Source organism: Agrobacterium rosae, assembly GCF_002915175.1.
Lineage (GTDB): Bacteria > Pseudomonadota > Alphaproteobacteria > Rhizobiales > Rhizobiaceae > Agrobacterium > Agrobacterium rosae.
The window spans coordinates 573,724-594,403 of record NZ_NXEJ01000006.1; the positions used below are offsets into that span (position 1 = coordinate 573,724).

Consider the following 20,680-nt stretch of genomic DNA (forward strand, 5'->3'; position numbering starts at 1 on the left):
CGAGCACAGGAATGAGGAGAGCAGTGATCCTTGGCTTATGTCGTCTACCGTGCCAACGTCGCGGCTTCCCGCTTTTCAATCCAGCGAGGCAACAAGCAGCGGCTTATGGGCCGGTTTCTTGTAAATCAGATGCACCACCTTGTAGCCTTCCGCGCGCAACTGCGTCAGCAAGGCGGGCAACATGGCGGCGGTGCGTCTGTGGATATCGTGCATCAGGATGATGCCGCTGCCGCGATGGCGAAGGGCGGCGATGGTGCGTGAGGCGACGACGGCTGGCGAATCCTTGAAATAGTCTTTCGAATCGATCTGCACATCCATGATGACCATGCCGCGATCCGAAATCATGCTGCGCAGGCGGCCGTTATCGGCAAGGTAAGGGAAGCGGAAGAAAGAAGCGTCGGTGTCTGTCGCCGTGGCAACGGCTTTCGATCCCTTGGAGACTTCGGCCAGAGCGCGATCGAACGACATGGCTCTGAGATTGGGATGGCTGAAGGTGTGGCTGCCGATGCTGTGGCCGTCAGCAACGACTTTTCTGGCGATTTCCGGATGCGACTGCGCCATCTGGCCAACCATTAGGAATGTCGCCTTGACGCCGAATTCATCCAGCGTTGCTAGAATGCTCTCGGTCTTGCCCGGAACCGGGCCGTCATCGAAGCTGAGCACGACTTCCTTGTTGGCCAAGGCGATGTCCTTGACCGACGAGACGTAGATGTCGCGCCCGGCAAGACCCTTGGGATTGCGAGGATGCATCCACGCCGTCGGCGAAAGCGCGACGGCATCACCGCTGACCGATGGGGCAGCAGGCATGGTCGCAGCAAATGCGGTTTTCAGGGAGCCGTCAGGCTGTGGTTTTCCGGCGCAGCCGGTAAGGCAAGCCGCAATGAGTGCAGCGGCAGAGAGGTGGCGGAAAACCATGGTGATTCTCGGAATATGCAGGAATGAAACTGCCGAGAATTTCTACGATTATGGTTAATGGCTGGTTACCAAGGCGCTACGAAAACGAGGCTTCGATAGAGAGGCGACAGACTAACCCGCCATCGCCTCTTCATACTCACTGGAAAGCATCAGCCAATGCTCTTCCGCATCTGCCAGCTTGGCAGCGGCTTCGCCACGTTCCTTGACCTTCAGGGCCGCTTTGGCCGGTGCCTTTTCGTAAAGGGTGGGGTCGCCGAGTTCCTTGTCCAGCGCCTGAATCAGTTTCTCAAGCTTTGCCGTCAAGGATTCGACTTCGTTGATCTTTTTGCGAAGCGGAGCCAGCGAGGCGCGCTTTTCTGCATTCGCCTTGCGCTGGTCCGCTTTTGAAGCGCCGTCGACTACGACTTCAATTTTTTCGTCTTTTTTTTTACCCGAAGAGACAATCAGGTCGCGATATTCATCCATGTCGCCTTCGAATGTCGTCACCGTGCCGTTGTTGACGAGCCAGAGGCGGTCGACGGTGGCTTCGATAAGGTGGCGATCATGCGAGATGAGGATGACGGCACCGTTATAATCGTTCAACGCCTCAATCAGCGCGCGACGGCTATCGATATCCAGGTGGTTGGTCGGTTCGTCGAGGATCAACAAGTTTGGCGCGTGGAATGCAGCCAGACCCATCAGCAGGCGTGCCTTTTCACCACCCGACAAATCCTTGGCGGGCGTCGCCATCTTTTCCGTTGCCAGACCCATCTGCGCGACGCGAGCGCGGACCTTGGCTTCCGGTGCCTGTGGCATAAGCTTGCGCACATGCTCGACCGGGTTATCCTCAGGCACGAGATCGTCCAACTGATGCTGGGCGAAGAAGCCGATTTTCAGCGATGGTGCCAGCCGCAGATCGCCGCTGTCAGGTGCCAGACGTCCAGAGATGAACTTGGCGAAGGTGGACTTACCGTTACCGTTGGAGCCTAGCAGCGCAATGCGATCATCATTGTCGATGCGCAGATTGAGGCCCTTGAGAATCGGCTTGCCTGGCTCGTAACCGACCGCACCGCCATTGATGGCGACGATGGGGGAGGCGGGCTGCTTTTCCGGTTCCGGGAAGGTGATCGGCTGGACGTGATCCTCGATGACCGAAGACACCGTGCCCATGCGTTCCAGCGCCTTGACGCGGCTCTGCGCCTGCTTGGCCTTGGAAGCCTTGGCCTTGAAGCGATCAATGAAGCTCTGCAAGTGCTTGCGCGCCGCATCGTTCTTGACCTTGGCCTTGGTCTGCAACTCGTCGGCTTCGGCCTTCTGGCGCTCGAACTGGTCGTAGCCGCCGCGATAGAAGGTCAGCTTCTTCTGGTCCAGATGCACGATGGCGTTGACGGCGTTGTTGAGCAAATCGCGATCATGGCTGATGATGATGACGGTGTAGGGATAGCGGCGGATGTAATCTTCCAGCCACAAGGTGCCTTCAAGATCGAGATAGTTGGTCGGTTCGTCCAGCAGCAGAAGGTCCGGCTCCGCAAACAGAACGGAGGCCAGGGCGACGCGCATGCGCCATCCGCCGGAGAAGGATGAGGCGGGGCGAAGCTGGGCGTCCTGATCGAAGCCGAGACCGGCGAGAATGCTGGAGGCGCGGGCTTCTGCGGAATGGGCGTCGATATCGACCAGACGCATCTGGATATCAGCAATGCGGCCCGGATCGGTTGCCGTCTCGGATTCGAGCATCAAAGCGGCGCGCTCTTTATCGGCGGCCAGCACGATGTCGATCAGGTTTTCCTCGGTTGCCGGTGCTTCCTGCGCCACCTGTCCCATGCGGGCGTTCTTGGGAATGAAGACCTCGCCGGTCTCGGCACCCAGGTCGCCGGTTATGATGCGGAAAAGGGTGGATTTGCCCGCGCCGTTACGGCCAACGAGGCCAGCCTTCGTGCCCGCGGGAAGCGAGACACTGGCGTGATCAAGGAGCAAGCGCCCGGCAATACGGGCGGAAACGTCTGAAATGGTAATCATGGCGCCGTTTTGGCCGAACTCATGTCTGAACGCAAGAGCGCGAAAGCCACAGTTTCAACGGTTTATGCGCCGATCTGCATCAGGTAGCTGTTGCGCGAGCGTTGCGCCACTTCTCTGGAATAGGGAATGACGCAATTGCGTGCGCCGCTGCGGGCCGCCAGAAGCGCAAGCTCCGCATGGCCGTAAAACTCCGCAGCACTTGCCGTACCCTCGGATGCAGCAACGCCCATCGAAACGGTCAGATGCTCGCCATCGCCCTCTTTCGTGGCGAAGCGCAGGTTCTCAACGGTGTGACGCAGCCGCTCTGCAATGCTCTGTGCCGTGCTTTGCGAGACGCCTGAGAACAGGAATGCGAAGTCGTTGCCGCCGATACGCGCAGCAAAGTCATCCTTCTTGATCGACTTGCGGAACAGGGCCGCCAAGCGCCGCAACGCCTTGTTGCCAGCAATGGTGCCATATTTCTCGTTGATCTCGCGGAAGCGGTCGATATTGACCAGCACCAGGCAGACAGAGGTATCGCCCTCGGCTTGGCAAACTTCGGCGAGCTTTGCCAAAAACGCGGCGCGGTTGGGCAGTGCGGTCAGAGTGTCTTTCAGGGATGCAGCCTGAAGCTTATGACTGTTGCTTTCCTGTTCGCGGATTTTTTCCAGGCCCTGACGCACGAAGTTGTGGAGGCTTGCCTGTTCGTGCTGAATATCCAGTAGCAGTTCTGCCAGATATTCCTGGGTCGTATCGGATGGGGCGCGATCGGATATGGAGGCGAGCAAGGCTTCGGAGCGCTCCAGAGCAGCGGAAAGCCGTGCCGATATCTGCTCGATTGCGCTGGCTGCTTGCGACGTCGCATGGGCCGCGGCCATGCGCGAGAAGCTCGGCAGATTGTGCTTCTGACCGATCATGTCGATATCATGCTGCTGTGGTGCGTTGCCGAGTGCCAGAATATCATGGCCCATGGCGGCGTTGTGCCCGGCAAGAACTTCAAAGAACAGCTCGTAATTGCGGGGCAGCGGCGCAAGGTTCATCTTGGTGATGAACTGCGTGACCTTGGTGACGATGAGGCTGCTTCTGGATGTGTCCCGGCTTTTGTTACTGGCTGGTATTGTCATGCCACCCCATCTCCACACACATTACCTGCTGGCTCGGCACGGCAATATTGACCTTATGTCCATGTTTTGGTCGAGAGACTTTAAAATACCATAAATGACCTAGGCCAATTATAAGTGGTGTCATCATGTACGGGTGTGATGCCTTCCATCAGTCTTAATGATTTGATTATTGGCAGACCCGCTGATTTTATGGGGACGCAATTTCGCATAAGGGAAGGACCGGCTATGACATCCAGAACCCTCTATTCGCTCTGCGGCAGTGACCACGCTCGCCCCTTTTCTCCCCATTGCTGGAAGACGGTTCTTTCGTTGGCGCATAAGGGGCTGGATTTCGAGGAGCGTCCGCTGGCGTTCACGGCGATTCCTGGTGTGGAAAACGGCTTCTCTAAACTGGTGCCGATCCTTCGTGATGGCGACCAGTTGATCAAGGACAGCTTCGACATCGCGCTTTATCTGGATGACGCCTATCCTGACGCGCCCTCGCTGTTCAACGGGGAGGGCGGAAAATCACTGGCCCGTTTCGTTGAAAGCTGGTCGCAGACCCAGCTTCATCCGGCCATCGTCAAAATTGCGGTTCTCGATATTCACGACATGCTGGACGAGACGGACAAGACGTATTTCCGGGAAAGCCGAAAAGCCTTCTTCGGTAAATCCATCGAGGAGATCGCGGCGAACCGGGAGGAAGAGATTGCTGCCTTTCCGGCAAAGCTGGAGCCGATCCGCCGCATGTTGTCTTTCCAGCCCTTCATCGGCGGGGATAGCCCGTTGTTTGCCGATTACATCGTTTTCGGTGCACTGCAATGGGCGCGGGTCACCGCCGGTGTTGGCTTGTTCGGGCAGAAAGACCCGGTGAGCGACTGGTTCGAGCGCTGCCTCGATCTGCACGGCGCGCGGGGGCGCAGTGTGACAGCGGCATGAAATGTGCCGCCCCTGTGGGCAAATCCGGGCATCCCCCTTGTTTTCAGGCCTACGGGCGGTTAAACACCGCCCACTTTCTTTCAAGGACAAGGATACGGACACATGGCGATTGAACGCACATTTTCGATGATCAAGCCGGACGCAACCAAGCGTAACCTGACTGGCGCTATCACCAAGGTATTTGAAGACAACGGCCTGCGCATCATCGCATCCAAGCGCGTCTGGATGAGCAAGCGCGAAGCCGAAGGCTTCTACGCCGTTCACAAGGAACGTCCTTTCTTCGGCGAACTGGTTGACGGCATGACTTCAGGCCCAACCATCGTTCAGGTTCTGGAAGGCGAAAACGCAATCCTCAAGAACCGCGAAATCATGGGCGCAACAAACCCAGCAAACGCTGACGAAGGCACAATCCGCAAGAGCTTCGCGCTGTCCATCGGCGAGAACTCGGTTCACGGTTCGGATGCTCCTGAGACAGCAGCTCAGGAAATCGCTTACTGGTTCGCAGAAACCGAAATCGTCGGCTGATTCAGGTGTTGAAGCGGCGGAATCGGTTTGTGAGACGGCTGCTTTAAGGTGATGAAATGATTTGGAAAACGGGGCCGTGAGGCTCCGTTTTTTTGTGCTTGGTATGCTGGTGTTTTGCCGTGTGGCTTACCCCCCTCTGGCCTGCCGGCCATCTCCCCCACAGGTGGGGAGATCGACTCGTGGCAGCCATTCGGCCATCGCTGATGTCGAGATTGAAGTGGGTGTTCGCGCCCAGCTGATCTCCCTCCTTGTGGGGGAGATGGCCGGCAGGCCAGAGGGGGGGGTAAGCAACACGGCACAAGACCAGCTTTTTCAGCCAGCAGGACACCCCGCAACCGCCCCCATATCCATACTCCCATCCGCCTTAAACACCTCCGGGTTGGGCGTATAAAGCGGCCCCACCACCAACGGTTTCGCGGGCAGCAGCGACTGGTCTGTGTCCGATGTAATGCTCGTCTCTATCGTCTGTATCACATGCCCGTCCGGCGCTTTCAGACGGATCGTCACCTTATAGGCACGGCCTTCTTTTACGCATTCCACTGGCGGGCTTTGCAGCACGATTTTCGGGCTTTTGGGAAACAGAGGCTCATTGATGACGAAAGCCTCACCACCACGCGGATTTTCGAAGCTGGCTTTTATGGTGCTTCCATCCCTGATCGGCGATGTCGGTTGAAGGGTGACGAGGTATGTCGCGGTTGCCACGCGGTAATTGAAAACGAACATACGGCCGGAAACGCTGACGATTTCTCGTTGCTCCTCCCGTTGGCAGGCGCACAGCGAGAGAGCGGCGATGGCAAGGGCAGCAACTGTCTTCAAGATGCCGTCTCCTGTTTGCGCCGATAATGCTTGGCCGCCTTTTGGCGATTGCCGCAGACGGCCATGTCGCACCAGATGCGGCTGCGGTTCTTGCTGCGGTCTATGAATAGCCAGCCGCAATGACCGCAAATCCGCAGACGTGCGCGATCCGGCCCGGCCATGAGGCTCAGCACGGAGCGGGCAGTTGCTGCTTCAAGGCTGTGTTTGGCAGGCGCGTTTTTGAGGGCCGTGGCAGAGGCGCTGAGCAGGTCGGCTAGGAAATTATCGTCGTCCTGGCCGGTTTCGATCAACTGGCGGAAATACCGGTCCGTCGCTTCGCGCAAATTGATCAGATGCCCTAGGCTTACAGCAGATGGCGGGGCAAGGGCAGGGAAGATGTCCCGTTCTGCCGACAGCCGGGTTGCCGCCTCGCAAAAACTGTTCAGTTGTTCCGGCACCGCAAAGCGATCCGCTGATTTCTCGTGGTCAAAGCGCAGAATAACGCTGTTGGCGACATCAAGCGCCAAAGCTCCTCCGACGAAACGATGTGGTGTCCAGCTAAACGTCATGCTGCAATTATAACTGTTAAAACGTGTTTTACCAGTTATAATAAATGCGGGTGAGGGTTGGGAATGGCATATTTTCTGCAACAGCTTTTGAACGCGGTTCCGGTGGCTTCGCTTTATGCGGCTTTGGCCTTTGGTTATGCCATCGCCTTTGCCATCACCAAGCGGGCGGATGTCACCTACGGTGCGATCTTCGCTTTTGCCGGTCTCACTTGTCTGCTGTTTGCGGATTTTGGCTGGAACCAGCTCTGGCTCATCTTGCCTGCCACTTTGGCGCTTGGTGCAGCGGCGGGCGTTTTTGGCGGGCTCTGGGCCGGGCTCTTCATCGGTCGAGGCGTCATGCGTCCGCTGGCCAGTGCATCGCCCAATGCGGTTACAGTCGCGTCCATCGGCGCACTGATTGCGCTGATGGAAAGCGCACGGTTGGCTGCAGGCACGCGCTCGCTCTGGCTGCCGCCCATTTTGAGCGATACCATTTACGTCTGGCGCAGCGCGGACTTCGCCGTCACGACCACGCCGATGCAGCTCATCAATTCCGCGGCGTTTCTGGCGCTGGTTGCGGGTGGATATCTCGTCCTGCAAAAAACCAATGCCGGGAGATACTGGAAAGCCGTCGGGGAGGACGCATTTGCCGCGTCGCTGCTTGGCGTCAATCCGGGGCGGGTGTTTCTGGTGTCCTATTGCGCGGCGGCATTGTTCGCGTCGATCTGCGGTGTGCTCGCCACCTTCTATTATGGCAATATGGATTTTGGCGCTGGGCTGGTCTTCGGCTTGAAAGTGGTGCTGATATCTGCGGCGGGCGGCTATACCAGCCCGCTCAAATGCGCGGCTGGAGCAGCGGCCATCGGCTTTGCCGAAACATTCTGGGCCGCTTACGGCCCGGTCGCGTGGCGAGATGCAGAGGTGCTGACGATGCTGGTTCTATGGCTGATCGTCATGAGACGCGAGCGGGATGAGCCCTAGCGCCATTTGTCTTTCGCCGTATCATCTGCATCCTTGGCAGCAATCCATTCTCCGGATTTTCCGTCCTTGCCATGCTCCTTCTTCCAGAAGGGTGCAGAGGTCTTGAGATAATCCATCACGAAATTCGCGCCGTCGAAGGCCGCTTGCCGGTGGCGAGATGCGGCGATCACGAGGACGATGTTGTCTCCGGTTGCGATTTTGCCATAGCGGTGGATGGCGGTGAGGCCGAGAAGCTGGAAGCGCTCGATGGCGAGTTTGCCGATGCGCAGCATTTCCGCCTCTGCCATGCCCGGATAATGCTCCAGTTCCAGCGCGGAAAGTGCGCCGCCATCGTCACGGCAAAGGCCGGTGAAGGTCACGACGGCACCAATGGTCTTGTCCGCCTGCGTCAGCAATTTCGCCTCGGCAGCGGCGTCGAAATCTTCTGCCTGTACGCGGATGGTCGGCTCGATGGTCATCATATTCTGGCCAATTCGGACGGGGTGCTTTTTTGCTCGATTGCCCGAGAGTTGGTGCAGTCGGTACCACCTACTCCCTCGTTCTTCAACCACCCGTCATGGGCGGAAAGATGCCGATTTCTCTTGCGCCGACGATGCTTTCGTCGTTGTCGATATGTTCCTGATTGACCGCAACGCGGATCACATCGGGGAATTCGAAGGCCGCTTCGTATTCCTCACCCAGCGTGGTGAGATAGGTGGTCAACTCCCGCGCGGTCGTGACGTCGGCGGGCAGGTCGATATCCTCTTCGGATTTTCCGATCCGCTCCCGCACCCAGGCGAAATAGACGATATGGACCATTATTCCGAGTCCACGATGTGCTTGAGGCCAGCCTTGAAGTAGTCGTAGCCGGTATAGATCGTCAGCGCCGCTGCAATCCACAGCAGGGTGATGCCGATTTCGGTGGTGTAGGGTAGGACCTGATCTCCTGCCGGACCTGCCAGCAGGAAGGCGATGGCGACCATCTGGATGGTGGTTTTCCATTTGGCGATCTGCGTCACCGGCACGGAAACCTTCAGCGCCGCGAGATATTCGCGCAGGCCGGATACCAGAATTTCACGGCAGAGAATGGTGATGGCGGCCCAGAGCGACCAGCCGGCAATGGTGCCGTCTGCCGCCAGCAGCAGCAGAATGGAGGCGATCAGCAGCTTGTCCGCGATAGGGTCCAGCATGCGCCCGATATTCGATGTCTGGTTCCAGATGCGCGCGAGATAGCCATCGAGAAAATCCGTCAGCGAGGCGATGATGAACAGCCACAGCGCCGTCCAGCGCGCGAAATCCGAACTTTCGAGCTTTCCTTCGATAAAGAAACACAAAACAATGACCGGAACCGCGAGAATGCGGCCATAGGTCAAAAGATTCGGGATGTTGTATGCGCGCGAAGCCATGGGGAAACCTGTCAGTCTGTATACAGCGTTGATGCAGCCCTAAGAGGCAAGCGTCAACACCCTATTATGTTTTTTTGCGGGTGCGGCCCGAAAGCGCGGGCATCAGTCTTTGCCGCTCTCGTGGAAGTGATTGTAAACCATCCGCGCCACCGTCTCGGAAATGCCGCCGACGGCCATAAGGTCGCTCAAGGCCGCGCGCGACACAGCCTTTGCCGTGCCGAAATGCTGTAACAGCGCGCGTTTGCGACCGGGGCCGATGCCGCTGATCTCATCCAGCGGGTTCTTAATCATTTCCTTCTTACGGCGGGCGCGATGGGAGCCGATAGCAAAACGGTGGGCTTCATCGCGCATGCGCTGGATGAAATACAGCACAGGGTCGCGCGGCGGCAGCGAGAAATCGCTGCGCGTATCGGTAAAGAAGCGCTCACGCCCCGCATCACGGTCCACGCCTTTCGCCACCCCGATGGCGGTGACACAATCGCGAATGCCGAGCTCGTCCAGAATGGTGCGCACTGCCGTCATTTGGCCCTGGCCACCATCGATGAGGATGACATCCGGCCATGCGGGGAAGGGCATGTCAGCGGCGTCTTCCGGCGACACAGCCTGCGTGCGGTCCGGTCTTCCCTCTTCCTTCAGCAGACGGGAGAAGCGTCTTGTCATCACCTCACGCATCATGCCGAAGTCGTCGCCGGGTGTGATGTCGGTCGATTTGATGTTGAACTTGCGGTAGTGGGCTTTGGTAAAGCCATCCGGCCCCGCCACCACCATGCCGCCCACGGCATTGGTGCCCATCATGTGCGAGTTATCGTAGATCTCGACACGGCGTGGCACATAGGGCAGGGCGAAGGTTTCGGCAAAGCCCTTCAGAAGCCGGGCCTGCGAGGATGTTTCCGCCAACTTACGGCCATGTGCCTCACGCGCGTTGCCCAGAACGTGAGCCACCACATCCTTCTTCTCACCGCGTTGTGGCACGGAAATCGTGACCTTATGGTTGGCCTTCTCGCCAAGAGCTGCGGCCAGCAGTTCCTGCTCCTCTACCGTCTCGGACAACAGGATTTGCTTTGGCACAGGTTTGTCATCGTAAAACTGCGCCAGAAAGGCGTTCAAAATCTCGGAGCCGGGAAGCGAGGGATCAGCCTTCGGGAAGTAGGCACGGTTGCCCCAGTTCTGCCCGGTGCGGAAGAAGAACACCTGAATGCAGGACACGCCGCCTTCGTGGTGAATGGCGAAGACATCCGCCTCATCGATGCCGGCGGGATTGATACCCTGATGGCTCTGCACATGGGAAAGTGCCGCCAGCCGGTCTCGGTAAATGGCCGCCCGTTCAAAATCGAGGTCTTCAGACGCTTCGTTCATCTGCGAGGCAATCGTGGCTTTCACGCTCTGGCTTTTGCCGGAGAGGAAGTCCTTCGCCTCTTGCACCAATTCGGCGTAACCCTCATCGCTGACCTCGTGGGTGCAAGGGGCGGAACAGCGCTTGATCTGGTGAAGAAGACAGGGGCGGGTGCGGCTTTCGAACACGCTGTCGGTACAGGTGCGGATGAGGAAGGCGCGTTGCAGCGAATTGATCGTGCGGCCAACGGCACCAGCGGAGGCGAAAGGCCCGAAATAATCGCCCTTGCGTGCGCGTGCGCCGCGATGCTTGAAGATGGCGGGCGCGCGGTTGTCGGATGTGATCAGAATATAGGGGAAGGACTTGTCGTCGCGCAGCAGAACATTGTAGCGAGGACGCAGACGCTTGATGAGGTTGGCTTCCAGCAACAGCGCTTCGATTTCCGTGCGCGTCGTCACGAATTCCATATGCGTCGTCAGCCGCACCATCTGGCCGATGCGGTTGGAATGGAAACGGCCTTGGGCATAGTTGCCGACACGCTTCTTCAATGAGCGCGCCTTGCCAACATACATCACATCGCCAGCATCATTGAACATGCGGTAGACGCCGGGGCTATTGGGCAGGTGTTTGACGAACTCGCCGATGAGATCCATGCCCTTGAGGCCGGATTCGTTTTTCCAGCCCGCATTCCAGTCCATGGATGCAGCCGAGTATTCCCCTGCTACCTCGAGAGTGGAGGAGGACACATCGTCTTCATCATCGTCGTTGTCATCGAAGAGAACACCGCCATCGGGCAGCTTCTTTCCGTTCATTCAGGTATCTCCGCCACATCTGGGGTTTCCCAGCCAAGGTGCTGGCCACCATCCAGTGCGATCATTTGGCCGGTCATCGACGGCGTGTCATACAAAAAGCGAATGGTCCGACCGAACTCGTCCGGTTGCGGCCCACGCTTTAATATAAGGGCGTCGATCTGCGCCTGAAAGTGCTCAGGCTCCTGTCTTTCACTTTTAAATGACGGGCCGGGGCCGATGGCGTTGACGCGAACGCGCGGCGCAAAGCTCTGCGCCATAGTTTTCGTGGCCGTCCACATGGCGGATTTCGACAGCGTGTAGGAATAGAAACGGGGCGTGAGCGCCAGAACGCGCTGATCGATGATATTGACGATGAGGCCCGACGCATCCTTCGGCAATTGCCGCACCAGGGCTGCTCCCAGAATGGAGGGCGCGCGGACGTGGACGGCAAAATGTGCATCGAATGCCGACGAATCGAACTCATCGGCACTGTCATGACGGAACACGGATGCGTTATTAACGAGGACACCGATGGGGCCGAGCGCCGAATTTGCGCTTTCCATCAGTTTTTCCGTTGATTCCGCATTTTCGAGGTCTGCCTGCACAACGGCCGCTTTTCCACCTTTTTGCCGTATTGTCTTAGCGAAATCCTCCGCTTCATCGAGCGAAGAGCGCGCATGCAGGCCAATCGCGAAGCCTTCTGCAGCAAGATACTGCGCTATTGCGCGACCCATGCGACGCGCAGCCCCGGTAATCAGTACGGTTTTCGGTATAATCTCGTTCAAAGCTGATCTACGCCCTGCTGATGTCTCATATAACCAAGGATATAAGTCCAAAGGGCGAGTTTTGCACAGCGTGAGGGTTGATTATACAGAATTATCCCCGCCCGATGCATGCGAAGTAATTTAATTTAAATACATGTAAAAAGCCGCTCTTCTCAAGTTAACGGCTCATTATCCTTAATAGATTTTTGTGTCATTTTAGCAACGTCCCATTTCCGTCACGTCGCTGCCCCAATCAATTCACATTTTGGCTTTTTGATCTCCTCAATCACCCATCATTTTGATCATCAGTCGGGCAAGGGAACAAACTGTTTTACACCGCGTTTGGGAACAAGTGTTTGAGCACCCCGCGGGTATGAAAAGGAGAATAGCATGCGTACTATCGTTGCAACACTTATGGCGACCACAATGGCAGCTGCAGCGTTTTCGGCAGCAAAGGCAGCCGACGCTGTGAACGAAGTGCCGCAGGCACCTGTCGCTTACGAGCAGCCAGCACCGATCAGCAACTGGTCTGGCGCTTACCTCGGTGCCACCGGTAACTATGACTGGGGCCGTTTCACCGGCAATGGCGGCGATCGTGACGCCGACGGCTTTGGTGGTGGTCTCTACGGCGGTTACAACTGGCAGAGCGGCCAGATCGTATACGGTGGTGAAGCCGACGTTAATTACGGTGATGAAAAAGGTTCCGCTGGAAGCAACAATGGCGTCGGCCTCGAAGGCAAGCAGGGCGTGAACGGTTCGATCCGTGCCCGCGTTGGTTACGACATGAACCCATTCCTGCTCTACGGTACAGGCGGTTTGGCGATCTCTGACAACAAGGTCAGTGACCCAACCTCCAGCGACAAGGCTACAGCTCTCGGCTACACAGTTGGTGCCGGTGTCGAAGCCATGGTAACCAACAACATCACAGCTCGCGTTGAATACCGCTACAGCGACTACCAGAACAAGGACTTCACGCTTGACTCTGGAACCGTATCTCGCGGCTTCGACGATCACAGCGTTAAGGCTGGTATCGGCGTAAAGTTCTAATCCTTAAACGGATTAACTGTTGAAAGCCGGGGTTCGCCCCGGCTTTTTTCATTTTTGTTTTTACGGTCGCAAAAAGCAAATGTGGCGGGATGGTTAAAACCACCCCGTTTTTTCTGTCTCAGGCTGGTGCTCTCATCTCGGCATAATCCTTGAAGCGTTTGCCGAATGCGTGCGGCCATTCCGCCAGCGTCTTGCGGCCATCAGCCCATTCCCCTGCAAAACGCAAATCGAGATAACCGATCATCGCCGCAAGCGCGAAGTGACCGCCGTGCAGCTTCTTTCCTGTTTTTGGCAGGTTAGCATTCAGGTAATCCAGACCCTTGACCACCTTGCCCCATTGTTTTTCGATCCATGGCTGGTGGACTTTGTCCTCGGGGCGGGAGCGGCGCTCATAGACGATGGCCAGAAGGCAATCCATGATGCCGTCACACAGCGCCTCCAGAATTTCGGCCTCCGTGCGCTTCTCGCCCTTTTTCGGGTAAAGCTTGCCGCCCGACAGACGGTCCAGATAATGCATGATGGCGACGCTGTCATAGACCGAGCCGCCTTCATCCAGAATGAGCACGGGGATTTTGCCTAGAGGATTGTTATCCATCAACGTTGCTGGCTGGGCGTTGGTATCGACACTGACGCTGGTCAGGTCGATGTCGAGATAACGCGCGGCCATGCGGACTTTCGCGGAATAGGGGGAGGCGGGCGAGTAAAGCAATTCCATGGATATTCTACCTCTAGGGGTTTAGCGGATGGGTATGATTTCAGTGGTGTTTGAACGGCAGCCTTTTCGGTCTACCTCCGGGCAACTGCGGAAGCCGAGGTCTTTGTTCATGCAGATGCGGACTTCTTCCAGCCTTGGCCCGTCACAGCTGATTGCAAGACCTTGTTTCGTCATGCCCGGATTGTCAGCAATGAAGGCAGTTTCGACGGCATCTGCGGAGAGCGTCTTGCTGCTGGTGCCGGATGATAGGTCTTTGGGCAGATTGACGCGCTGATAGGCGGCGCGAATCGTATCGAAATAATCCTTTTGCGACAAACCGCTGCACGATCCGTGCTTGCGCCATTGGTGGCCGATGAGGCCCATGGACGGCATGATGTCGAACATGCTGCGGCCAAGGCTATCAGGGACACGCTCCTGTTTGTCCTTCCCGCAGAATTCGGGATAGCCACTTTCATTCTGCGGCCACAGGCCGTGGACGATGAACCCGTATTTCCGATTGCTGCCGCATTGCTGGCGGCTGTTCTGACCGGCATCGCTGGCGCAGAACGCCGGCGACCACGACAGTGACAGCACGTAAAAATCAAAGCCTGAACCAACGGGCGGCTGCGGCGTTTGCATAGGTGAAGGCGCAGTTGCCGAAATGGTGATCGGCTTTCGTGGTGTCTCTTGCTTTTGATCAGCAAACATAAACCACCCTGCCGCAGCCAGTGAAAGTGCACCCAATGCAATAAAACCGGCATATTGTTTCATTGGGTCAATTATCTTTCCATGGCCGCGATGACGAAGTCTTGATCGGTATCGGGTTTTATACCATCCCGCCACTGTGGCAAACAGGCGACCGAAAAATGAACCATGGGTGATAGTCTTAGTTGAAACGGAGCTTGTATAACGAATAAGCTCAGCGAATCCGGCAAAAAGCCACGCTGTGCGGATGGGGGAGACAGTTCAGGCATGTCCGTATGAAATTGAAAAAATACATCTGGCCCGTCGTGGGCGTGGCAACCATCGGTTTTTCCGTCTGGCTGCTGTACAAGGAACTGAAACACCTGTCCTTGGACGACGTTTGGGGCAGTCTCGCCGCCATCAATCCCCACCACTGGCTGATGTCCGGACTTTGCACCCTCGTGGCCTATGCCGCACTGGCAGGATATGACCGGATTGCCCTGCAACATCTCAAGCGTAAAGTTGGCTGGGTTTTCATCACGCTGACGTCATTTACCACCTACGCCCTGTCGCACAATGTTGGTGCATCGGTATTCTCAGGTGCCGTCGTGCGCTACCGTGCCTATACGTCCAAAGGTCTCAGCGTTTCGGAAATCGGCGTGCTGGTGGCTCTGTGTTCGTTCACCTTCGCCATCGGTACCATCATGCTCGTCGGCTTCATTCTGGTGTACGAGCCTGAGATAACCGAGCGATTCGTCGGTGTTCTGCCCGTTGAGGCCTCTGCGACAACGGGCGTTATTCTGCTGGGAATCGCTGGCCTTTATTTGCTCGGCAGCCTGTTCAAACTTCGTCCTTTGAGAATAGGCTCGTTCACGCTGTTCTACCCGGCACCGCACCTCGTCATACAGCAGCTGGTGATCGGCCCAATCGAGCTGTTGGGTGCGGCTGGCATCATCTACTTCGCCCTGCCGGAAGCCGGAAATCCGGGCTTCATGGTCATTCTCGGAATCTTCCTGATATCGTTTTCCGCGGCGCTGATATCGCACGCCCCCGGCGGTCTCGGTGTGCTGGAGCTTGTCTTCGTCACCGGCCTGCCGGACATGAACCCGGCAGACGTTATCGCAGCACTTCTGGTGTTCCGCCTGTTTTACCTGATCATTCCGTTCATCATCGGCCTGTTCATCATCCTCTTTTTCGAGAGGTCACAACTGGCCGTGGCGGAGCGGGAAGAGCGGCAGGCGGAACTGAAGTAACGCAGCTACTCGCCGCGCAGCCAGAATGCGCGGTGTGAGGCGTACCGGTCCTGCGCCATCGTGGCTCTCAGCACCGGCAAAATCGTGTGCAACTCCTCCTTCAGCGTGAAGGGCGGGTTGACGATGATCAAGCCGGAACCGCTGAGGCCTTCCACCCGGTCGCTGCGCACGGAAAGCTCGGCGCACAACATCTTCGGAATCTCGTATGACTGAAGAAGTTCGTGGAAGTCCTTGATTGGAGCGCTTTTTTTCAGCGGGTACCACAGGCAATAGGTGCCGGTCGAAAAGCGGCGATAGGCTTTATGGAAGCCTTCGGCCAGCCGCTCATATTCGTTGTCTTTTTCGAACGGCGGATCGACCAGCACGAGGCCGCGCTTTTCCTTGGGCGGCAAATGCGCGCCGAGCGACAACCAGCCGTCGAGTTCGGTTACGCGCGCCTGATAATCACCTTCGAAAAGGCGGGACAGCGCACGAAAGTCATCCGGGTGCAGTTCCATGGCGGACAGACGGTCCTGCGGGCGAAACAGCATGCGCGCCAGCTTTGGCGAGCCCGGATAAAACTGGATGCCGCCATCAGGGTTGAGTTCTCTGACCGCTGTTAGATAGGGCTCCAGCAGCTCCGCCACCGCTGGCGGCAGGTCCGCGTCCAGCAACTTGCCGATGCCGGTCTGCCATTCGCCGGTTTTCTGGGCTTCCACGGAGGACAGGTCGTAAAGGCCGATACCTGCATGTGTATCGAGAACGCGGAACGCCTTGTCCTTGTTTTGCAGATAACGCACGAGCCGCGCCATGACCGCATGTTTGAGAACATCGGCAAAATTGCCTGCGTGATAGATGTGCCGATAGTTCATGCGCGCCGATGCCTTTTATGAATATTCTTGATGGTCGTCACTTGGCCCTTTTGGCCGCATTGCCTTTGCAATATACAAAAGTCATGAATGATGCGACCCCGATTTCCGCCAAAGCCGTGACTGATGCTGTCAGCATCGGCCACACCGTCTGTCCGCACGACTGTCCAAGCGCCTGCGCGCTGGAGGTGGACATCACCGCCGATGGCCGAATCGGCCGTGTGCGGGGTGCCAATGCCAACACCTACACGGCTGGCGTCATCTGCGCCAAGGTCGCGCGCTACTCCGAGCGGATCTACCATCCTGGCCGATTGCTGACCCCAAAGCGCCGTAAGGGCGCAAAAGGGGCGGGCGACTGGCAGGAGATCAATTGGGAGAACGCTCTCGATGAGATTGCCGACGCTTTCGTCAAGGCGGAAGCAAAGCATGGTGCGGAAGCCATCTGGCCGTATTTCTATGCCGGAACCATGGGGCAGGTGCAGCGCGACAGCATAGAGCGGCTTCGCCACGCCAAGAAATATTCCGGCTTTTTCGGCTCCATCTGCACCAACATGGCCTGGACCGGTTATGTGATGGGCACCGGTGCTCTTCGCGGGCCTGACCCGCGCGAGATGGCAAAGGCTGACGTCGTTGTCATCTGGGGCACCAATGCGGTGGCCACGCAGGTCAATGTCATGACCCATGCCATCAGAGCCCGGAAGGAACGTGGTGCCAAGATCGTGGTCGTGGATATCTACGACAATCCGACCATGAAACAGGCGGATATGAAGCTGATCGTGCGTCCCGGCACGGATGCGGCTCTTGCCTGCGCCGTGATGCACATCGCCTTCCGCGACGGTTATGCCGACCGGGCCTATATGGCGAAATTCGCGGATGATCCCGCCGGGCTGGAAGCGCATCTCGCATCCAAGACCCCACAATGGGCCGCAGACATTACCGGGCTTTCGGTCGAAGAAATCGAGGCTTTCGCAAAGCTAGTCGGCACCACGCAAAAGAGCTTTTTCCGTCTGGGTTACGGTTTCGCCCGCCAGCGCAACGGCGCAGTTGCCATGCATGCGGCGCTTTCCATCGCCACCGTGCTGGGCTCCTGGCAATATGAAGGCGGCGGCGCGTTTCACAACAATGGCGACATCTTCCGGCTCAACAAGGCGGAACTGATGGGCACCGCCTATGCCGACCCAAATGTGCGCCAGCTCGACCAATCGCAGATCGGTCGCGTTCTGACCGGCGATGCCGAGGCTTTGCGTTATGGCGGGCCGGTAACGGCGCTGCTGATTCAGAACACCAACCCAGTCAATGTCTGCCCGGAGCAACGGCTGGTAAAGCAGGGCTTCCTGCGGGACGATCTGTTCGTTGCCGTGCATGAGCAGTTCATGACGGAGACGGCGGAACTGGCCGACATCGTGCTGCCCGCCACCATGTTCCTCGAACATGATGATATCTACCGCGCCGGTGGCCAGAACCACATTCTGCTCGGCCCCAAACTGGTGGAGCCGCCTGAGACCGTTCGTACCAATCTCTTCGTCATCGAGGAACTCGCCAAGCGCCTCGGCGTCTCTGATATGCCGGGCTTCGGTATGACGGAGCGTGAGCATATCGATCTCATTCTGAATCCGGGCGGATGGGGTGATTTCGATAGCCTTGCCGAGGAGAAATGGATCGACGCGCAGCCGCCGTTTGAGGTCGCGCATTATCTCGAGGGCTTCGGTTATGCGGACGGAAAATTCCGCTTCAGCCCGGATTGGCAGAGCGGTCCATCCCCCAACAAACCGCCGAAGAATGTGCCGGTCATGGGTCTGGTGGCGGAGCTACCGAAGTTCCCGGATCAGGTGGATGTCATCGAAGTGGCCGATGCCGAGCATCCGTTCCGTCTGGCGACATCACCCGCCCGCAACTTCCTGAACTCGACCTTTGCGGAGACGAAAACGTCCGTTCAGAAAGAGGGACGCCCGGAGGTGATGATCTGTCCTGCCGATGCGCTACGTCTTGATATTGTCGATGGCGATATCGTGCGGATTGGCAATGCGCGGGGAGAACTGCGCATTCACGCCAAGATCGTTGACGGGGCGAAAGCGGGTGTGCTGATTGCCGAAGGGCTGTGGCCCAACAAGGCGCATATGGATGGTGAGGGCATCAACATTCTGACCGGCGGCGATGCCGTCGCGCCCTATGGCGGGGCTGCTTTTCACGACAATAAGGTCTGGCTGAACAAGGCCTGAGAGAGTTGCAGGAATTTTAATGACCCAATCGATTGATGGCACAATGGCGCATATTTCCGACGAGGATCGGGTGAAGCTGGTCTCGAAAGAAACCGTCTGGAAGCGTTTCGTTCACCTACAGACACTGGTCTTCGACCAAAAAATGCCGGACGGACGTGTGATCCGTATTGATCGCGAAGTGCACGACCACGGCAGTGCTGCTGCCATTCTTCTTTTCGACCCGAAAAAGAATGCGGTGGTTCTCGTCCGCCAGTTCCGCCCCGCCGCCTTCGTGAATGGCGATCCAAGTTTTATGCTGGAAGTGCCGGCAGGCTTGATCGATGACGACCAGCCCGACGAAGCCATCCGCCGCGAGGCTATGGAGGAAACCGGTTATGCGGTGAACGAGGTTCGATATCTTTTCCAGACCTACGCCAGCCCCGGCACGCTGACGGAGAAAGTCGGACTGTTTTACGCACGCGTCGATCTAGACGAAAAAGCCGGTCTCGGCGGTGGACTGGCAATGGAAGGCGAGGACATCGAGGTTCTGTCCATTCCGCTCGACCAGGCATTCGGCATGATCTCGACGGGTGAAATCACCGACGCGAAGACGATCATTTTGCTGCAATGGGCGATGCTCAATCGGGCGCAGTTGTAAGAAAGCATTTAGAGGCGGCTCGTGTCCATTCGATGATGTAATATACGAACAACCTCAACAGCATCATTGTTCTCTTTGAAGAAAATGATGTGTGAGCCGATCAATGATTTGCGATATTTTTTACGAATATGCTCGGCAGACTGGGAGATGACCGAGCCGTCTGCCAAACCTTCCAGCGTCTTTCGTATCGATTGAACATAGACTTCGGCTTGCGACACACCCCAACTTTTTTCCGTATAGTCCCAGATAAGTTCGAGATCGATTTGCGCCTTCGGCGTCAGACGATATGCCCTCATCCGGCGTTTTTCTTGCGCTGAATAAATGCATCGAAATCAAATGAAGCGGCAGAACCGGAATTTTCTCCCTCGACCAAGGCAGCACGCAGGTTGCTCAGTTCCGCTTCCCGCTCTTCAAGAAGTCGAAGACCGGCGCGAACGACCTCACTGGCAGAGGTGTAGCGACCCTGTTCGATCTGTTGTTCGATAAACGTGTCGAAGTGATCGTTGAGGTTGACGGATGTGTTCTTTCCCATTGCCTACTCCTGCGCTGGACAAGAATGTACCAAAGATTGGTAGTTCATGGAATAGTGGCAACTCAGGCAAATGCCACGTTCTCAGCGGCTGCGGCAGCGGCGAGTTTTTTGTCGCCTGTGGCAAGTGGTATGGCGTGTGAGACGGCGAGTGCCAGATAGGCTGCGTCGTAAGCGGACAGCGAATGCTTTTTTGCCAGCCGCATGATGGTGATATGATCGCCGCCGCTGACGAGGGTTAGAGGCAGGTTGGTGAAGCGCAATAGGATCGAGAAGATCGCATCCTGATCTATACGTTTTCGCTTCTCTGCCGAGAGCAGGATATTTCGGAGTTCGTGGGACAGAAGGTCGGGAGCGATAGCGTCTTCGGTTTCGAGCATATCCAGCGCTTTGTCTGCGGCGTCATTTGTCTCATCCGGCAAGAACCATGCGGCAACAATGGATGCATCGACAACGAATGGCATTAACGCCTGCCTTCGCTTTTCCAAGCCTGAATGTCGTCGGCGCTGACGATTGATCGCTGCGCTCTTTCTGTCCGCAATGCATCCAGCATTCGTCGACGCTCTTGGCGATCATTGGCCTTTATCAGTCGGGCGACGGGCTCGTTACCACGAGCGATAACCACGTCCTCGCCGGCTTCTACTTTCGCCAGAAGCTCGGAAAGATGTGTTTTTGCTTCGCCGACTTTTACCGTGAGCGTCATGGCTCGAGAACTC

The 20,680-nt window shown here is 57.2% G+C and carries 24 protein-coding genes; 7 read left to right on the forward strand and 17 right to left on the reverse strand.

Annotation, left to right across the window (positions count from 1 at the left end; translation table 11 throughout):
• Positions 1-75 precede the first annotated feature (75 nt).
• The 3 genes from CPJ18_RS14090 to CPJ18_RS14100 form a co-directional block, all read right to left on the reverse strand.
• Entirely contained in the window at positions 76-915 is an 840-nt protein-coding gene (locus CPJ18_RS14090; protein ID WP_077122745.1) for a polysaccharide deacetylase family protein, read from the reverse strand.
• 111 nt (positions 916-1,026) lie between these two features.
• Positions 1,027-2,910 carry an ABC-F family ATP-binding cassette domain-containing protein gene (locus tag CPJ18_RS14095; protein WP_103659030.1) on the reverse strand — a complete coding sequence of 628 codons (1,884 nt, stop codon included), beginning with the start codon at positions 2,908-2,910 and terminating at the stop codon, positions 1,027-1,029.
• A gap of 62 nt (positions 2,911-2,972) precedes the next feature.
• Positions 2,973-4,013 (reverse strand): GGDEF domain-containing protein, encoded by a 1,041-nt coding sequence (locus tag CPJ18_RS14100; RefSeq protein ID WP_103659032.1) that lies wholly within the window; start codon positions 4,011-4,013, stop codon positions 2,973-2,975.
• Between the two features lie 225 nt (positions 4,014-4,238).
• On the opposite strand from CPJ18_RS14100, the gene CPJ18_RS14105 reads away from it, so the two are divergent.
• Both CPJ18_RS14105 and ndk read left to right on the forward strand, forming a co-directional pair.
• Positions 4,239-4,931, forward strand: a complete 693-nt coding sequence (locus CPJ18_RS14105; RefSeq protein WP_077122742.1) for a glutathione S-transferase family protein — start codon at positions 4,239-4,241, stop codon at positions 4,929-4,931.
• 102 nt (positions 4,932-5,033) lie between these two features.
• Positions 5,034-5,456, forward strand: coding sequence for a nucleoside-diphosphate kinase (ndk, locus tag CPJ18_RS14110; protein WP_045231849.1), 423 nt, complete (start codon positions 5,034-5,036; stop codon positions 5,454-5,456).
• Positions 5,457-5,768: 312 nt separating this feature from the next.
• Here ndk and CPJ18_RS14120 read toward each other — a convergent pair whose 3' ends face one another.
• Positions 5,769-6,272, reverse strand: a complete 504-nt coding sequence (locus CPJ18_RS14120; protein ID WP_103659034.1) for a hypothetical protein — start codon at positions 6,270-6,272, stop codon at positions 5,769-5,771.
• Positions 6,269-6,820 (reverse strand): CGNR zinc finger domain-containing protein, encoded by a 552-nt coding sequence (locus tag CPJ18_RS14125; protein ID WP_103659036.1) that lies wholly within the window; start codon positions 6,818-6,820, stop codon positions 6,269-6,271. Before CPJ18_RS14125 ends, CPJ18_RS14120 begins: the two co-directional genes overlap by 4 nt.
• 63 nt (positions 6,821-6,883) lie before the next feature.
• Between CPJ18_RS14125 and CPJ18_RS14130 the strand changes: the two genes are divergently transcribed.
• On the forward strand, positions 6,884-7,780 hold the full coding sequence (locus CPJ18_RS14130; protein WP_103659038.1) for a branched-chain amino acid ABC transporter permease: 897 nt from the start codon (positions 6,884-6,886) through the stop codon (positions 7,778-7,780).
• Here the strand turns inward: CPJ18_RS14130 and CPJ18_RS14135 are convergent.
• From CPJ18_RS14135 to CPJ18_RS14155, 5 genes are all read right to left on the reverse strand, one after another.
• Positions 7,777-8,238 carry a molybdenum cofactor biosynthesis protein MoaE gene (locus CPJ18_RS14135; RefSeq protein ID WP_167397906.1) on the reverse strand — a complete coding sequence of 154 codons (462 nt, stop codon included), beginning with the start codon at positions 8,236-8,238 and terminating at the stop codon, positions 7,777-7,779. The genes CPJ18_RS14130 and CPJ18_RS14135 overlap by 4 nt on opposite strands.
• An 85-nt stretch (positions 8,239-8,323) precedes the next feature.
• Positions 8,324-8,578 carry a molybdopterin converting factor subunit 1 gene (gene moaD / locus CPJ18_RS14140; RefSeq protein WP_103659042.1) on the reverse strand — a complete coding sequence of 85 codons (255 nt, stop codon included), beginning with the start codon at positions 8,576-8,578 and terminating at the stop codon, positions 8,324-8,326.
• Positions 8,578-9,165 carry a CDP-diacylglycerol--glycerol-3-phosphate 3-phosphatidyltransferase gene (gene pgsA / locus CPJ18_RS14145; RefSeq protein ID WP_077106544.1) on the reverse strand — a complete coding sequence of 196 codons (588 nt, stop codon included), beginning with the start codon at positions 9,163-9,165 and terminating at the stop codon, positions 8,578-8,580. Before pgsA ends, moaD begins: the two co-directional genes overlap by 1 nt.
• Positions 9,166-9,267: 102 nt before the next feature.
• Positions 9,268-11,310 carry an excinuclease ABC subunit UvrC gene (gene uvrC, locus CPJ18_RS14150; protein WP_167397899.1) on the reverse strand — a complete coding sequence of 681 codons (2,043 nt, stop codon included), beginning with the start codon at positions 11,308-11,310 and terminating at the stop codon, positions 9,268-9,270.
• Entirely contained in the window at positions 11,307-12,074 is a 768-nt protein-coding gene (locus CPJ18_RS14155) for an SDR family oxidoreductase (protein ID WP_103659044.1), read from the reverse strand. Before CPJ18_RS14155 ends, uvrC begins: the two co-directional genes overlap by 4 nt.
• Before the next feature lie 369 nt (positions 12,075-12,443).
• On the opposite strand from CPJ18_RS14155, the gene CPJ18_RS14160 reads away from it, so the two are divergent.
• Positions 12,444-13,100: an outer membrane protein gene (locus CPJ18_RS14160; protein WP_103587685.1), complete on the forward strand. Its 657-nt coding sequence runs from the start codon at positions 12,444-12,446 to the stop codon at positions 13,098-13,100.
• 118 nt (positions 13,101-13,218) lie between these two features.
• Here the strand turns inward: CPJ18_RS14160 and CPJ18_RS14165 are convergent, their stop codons facing one another.
• A complete protein-coding gene (locus CPJ18_RS14165; RefSeq protein WP_103659046.1) occupies positions 13,219-13,815 on the reverse strand; it encodes a glutathione S-transferase in 597 nt (198 codons plus the stop codon).
• A gap of 21 nt (positions 13,816-13,836) precedes the next feature.
• Positions 13,837-14,565, reverse strand: a complete 729-nt coding sequence (locus CPJ18_RS14170; protein WP_103659048.1) for a ribonuclease T2 family protein — start codon at positions 14,563-14,565, stop codon at positions 13,837-13,839.
• 209 nt (positions 14,566-14,774) lie between these two features.
• On the opposite strand from CPJ18_RS14170, the gene CPJ18_RS14175 reads away from it, so the two are divergent.
• Positions 14,775-15,731, forward strand: a complete 957-nt coding sequence (locus CPJ18_RS14175) for a lysylphosphatidylglycerol synthase domain-containing protein (RefSeq protein ID WP_077122731.1) — start codon at positions 14,775-14,777, stop codon at positions 15,729-15,731.
• Positions 15,732-15,736: 5 nt separating this feature from the next.
• On the opposite strand, the gene CPJ18_RS14180 is transcribed toward CPJ18_RS14175, so the two are convergent.
• Positions 15,737-16,582 carry a 23S rRNA (adenine(2030)-N(6))-methyltransferase RlmJ gene (locus tag CPJ18_RS14180; protein ID WP_077106537.1) on the reverse strand — a complete coding sequence of 282 codons (846 nt, stop codon included), beginning with the start codon at positions 16,580-16,582 and terminating at the stop codon, positions 15,737-15,739.
• Positions 16,583-16,599: 17 nt separating this feature from the next.
• On the opposite strand from CPJ18_RS14180, the gene CPJ18_RS14185 reads away from it, so the two are divergent.
• Both CPJ18_RS14185 and CPJ18_RS14190 read left to right on the forward strand, forming a co-directional pair.
• Positions 16,600-18,798 (forward strand): molybdopterin oxidoreductase family protein, encoded by a 2,199-nt coding sequence (locus tag CPJ18_RS14185; protein WP_167397900.1) that lies wholly within the window; start codon positions 16,600-16,602, stop codon positions 18,796-18,798.
• Between the two features lie 19 nt (positions 18,799-18,817).
• Complete coding sequence (locus CPJ18_RS14190; RefSeq protein WP_103659050.1) at positions 18,818-19,435, forward strand: NUDIX domain-containing protein; 618 nt, start codon at positions 18,818-18,820, stop codon at positions 19,433-19,435.
• Between the two features lie 8 nt (positions 19,436-19,443).
• Here CPJ18_RS14190 and CPJ18_RS14195 read toward each other — a convergent pair whose 3' ends face one another.
• The 4 genes from CPJ18_RS14195 to CPJ18_RS14210 form a co-directional block, all read right to left on the reverse strand.
• Positions 19,444-19,731 (reverse strand): type II toxin-antitoxin system RelE/ParE family toxin, encoded by a 288-nt coding sequence (locus CPJ18_RS14195; RefSeq protein ID WP_103659052.1) that lies wholly within the window; start codon positions 19,729-19,731, stop codon positions 19,444-19,446.
• Positions 19,728-19,967, reverse strand: a complete 240-nt coding sequence (locus CPJ18_RS14200; RefSeq protein ID WP_103659054.1) for a type II toxin-antitoxin system ParD family antitoxin — start codon at positions 19,965-19,967, stop codon at positions 19,728-19,730. Before CPJ18_RS14200 ends, CPJ18_RS14195 begins: the two co-directional genes overlap by 4 nt.
• Positions 19,968-20,029: 62 nt before the next feature.
• Positions 20,030-20,428, reverse strand: a complete 399-nt coding sequence (locus tag CPJ18_RS14205) for a type II toxin-antitoxin system VapC family toxin (RefSeq protein ID WP_103659056.1) — start codon at positions 20,426-20,428, stop codon at positions 20,030-20,032.
• Complete coding sequence (locus CPJ18_RS14210) at positions 20,428-20,667, reverse strand: type II toxin-antitoxin system Phd/YefM family antitoxin (protein ID WP_103659057.1); 240 nt, start codon at positions 20,665-20,667, stop codon at positions 20,428-20,430. The genes CPJ18_RS14205 and CPJ18_RS14210 overlap by 1 nt, the downstream gene beginning before the upstream one ends.
• Positions 20,668-20,680: the final 13 nt, after the last annotated feature.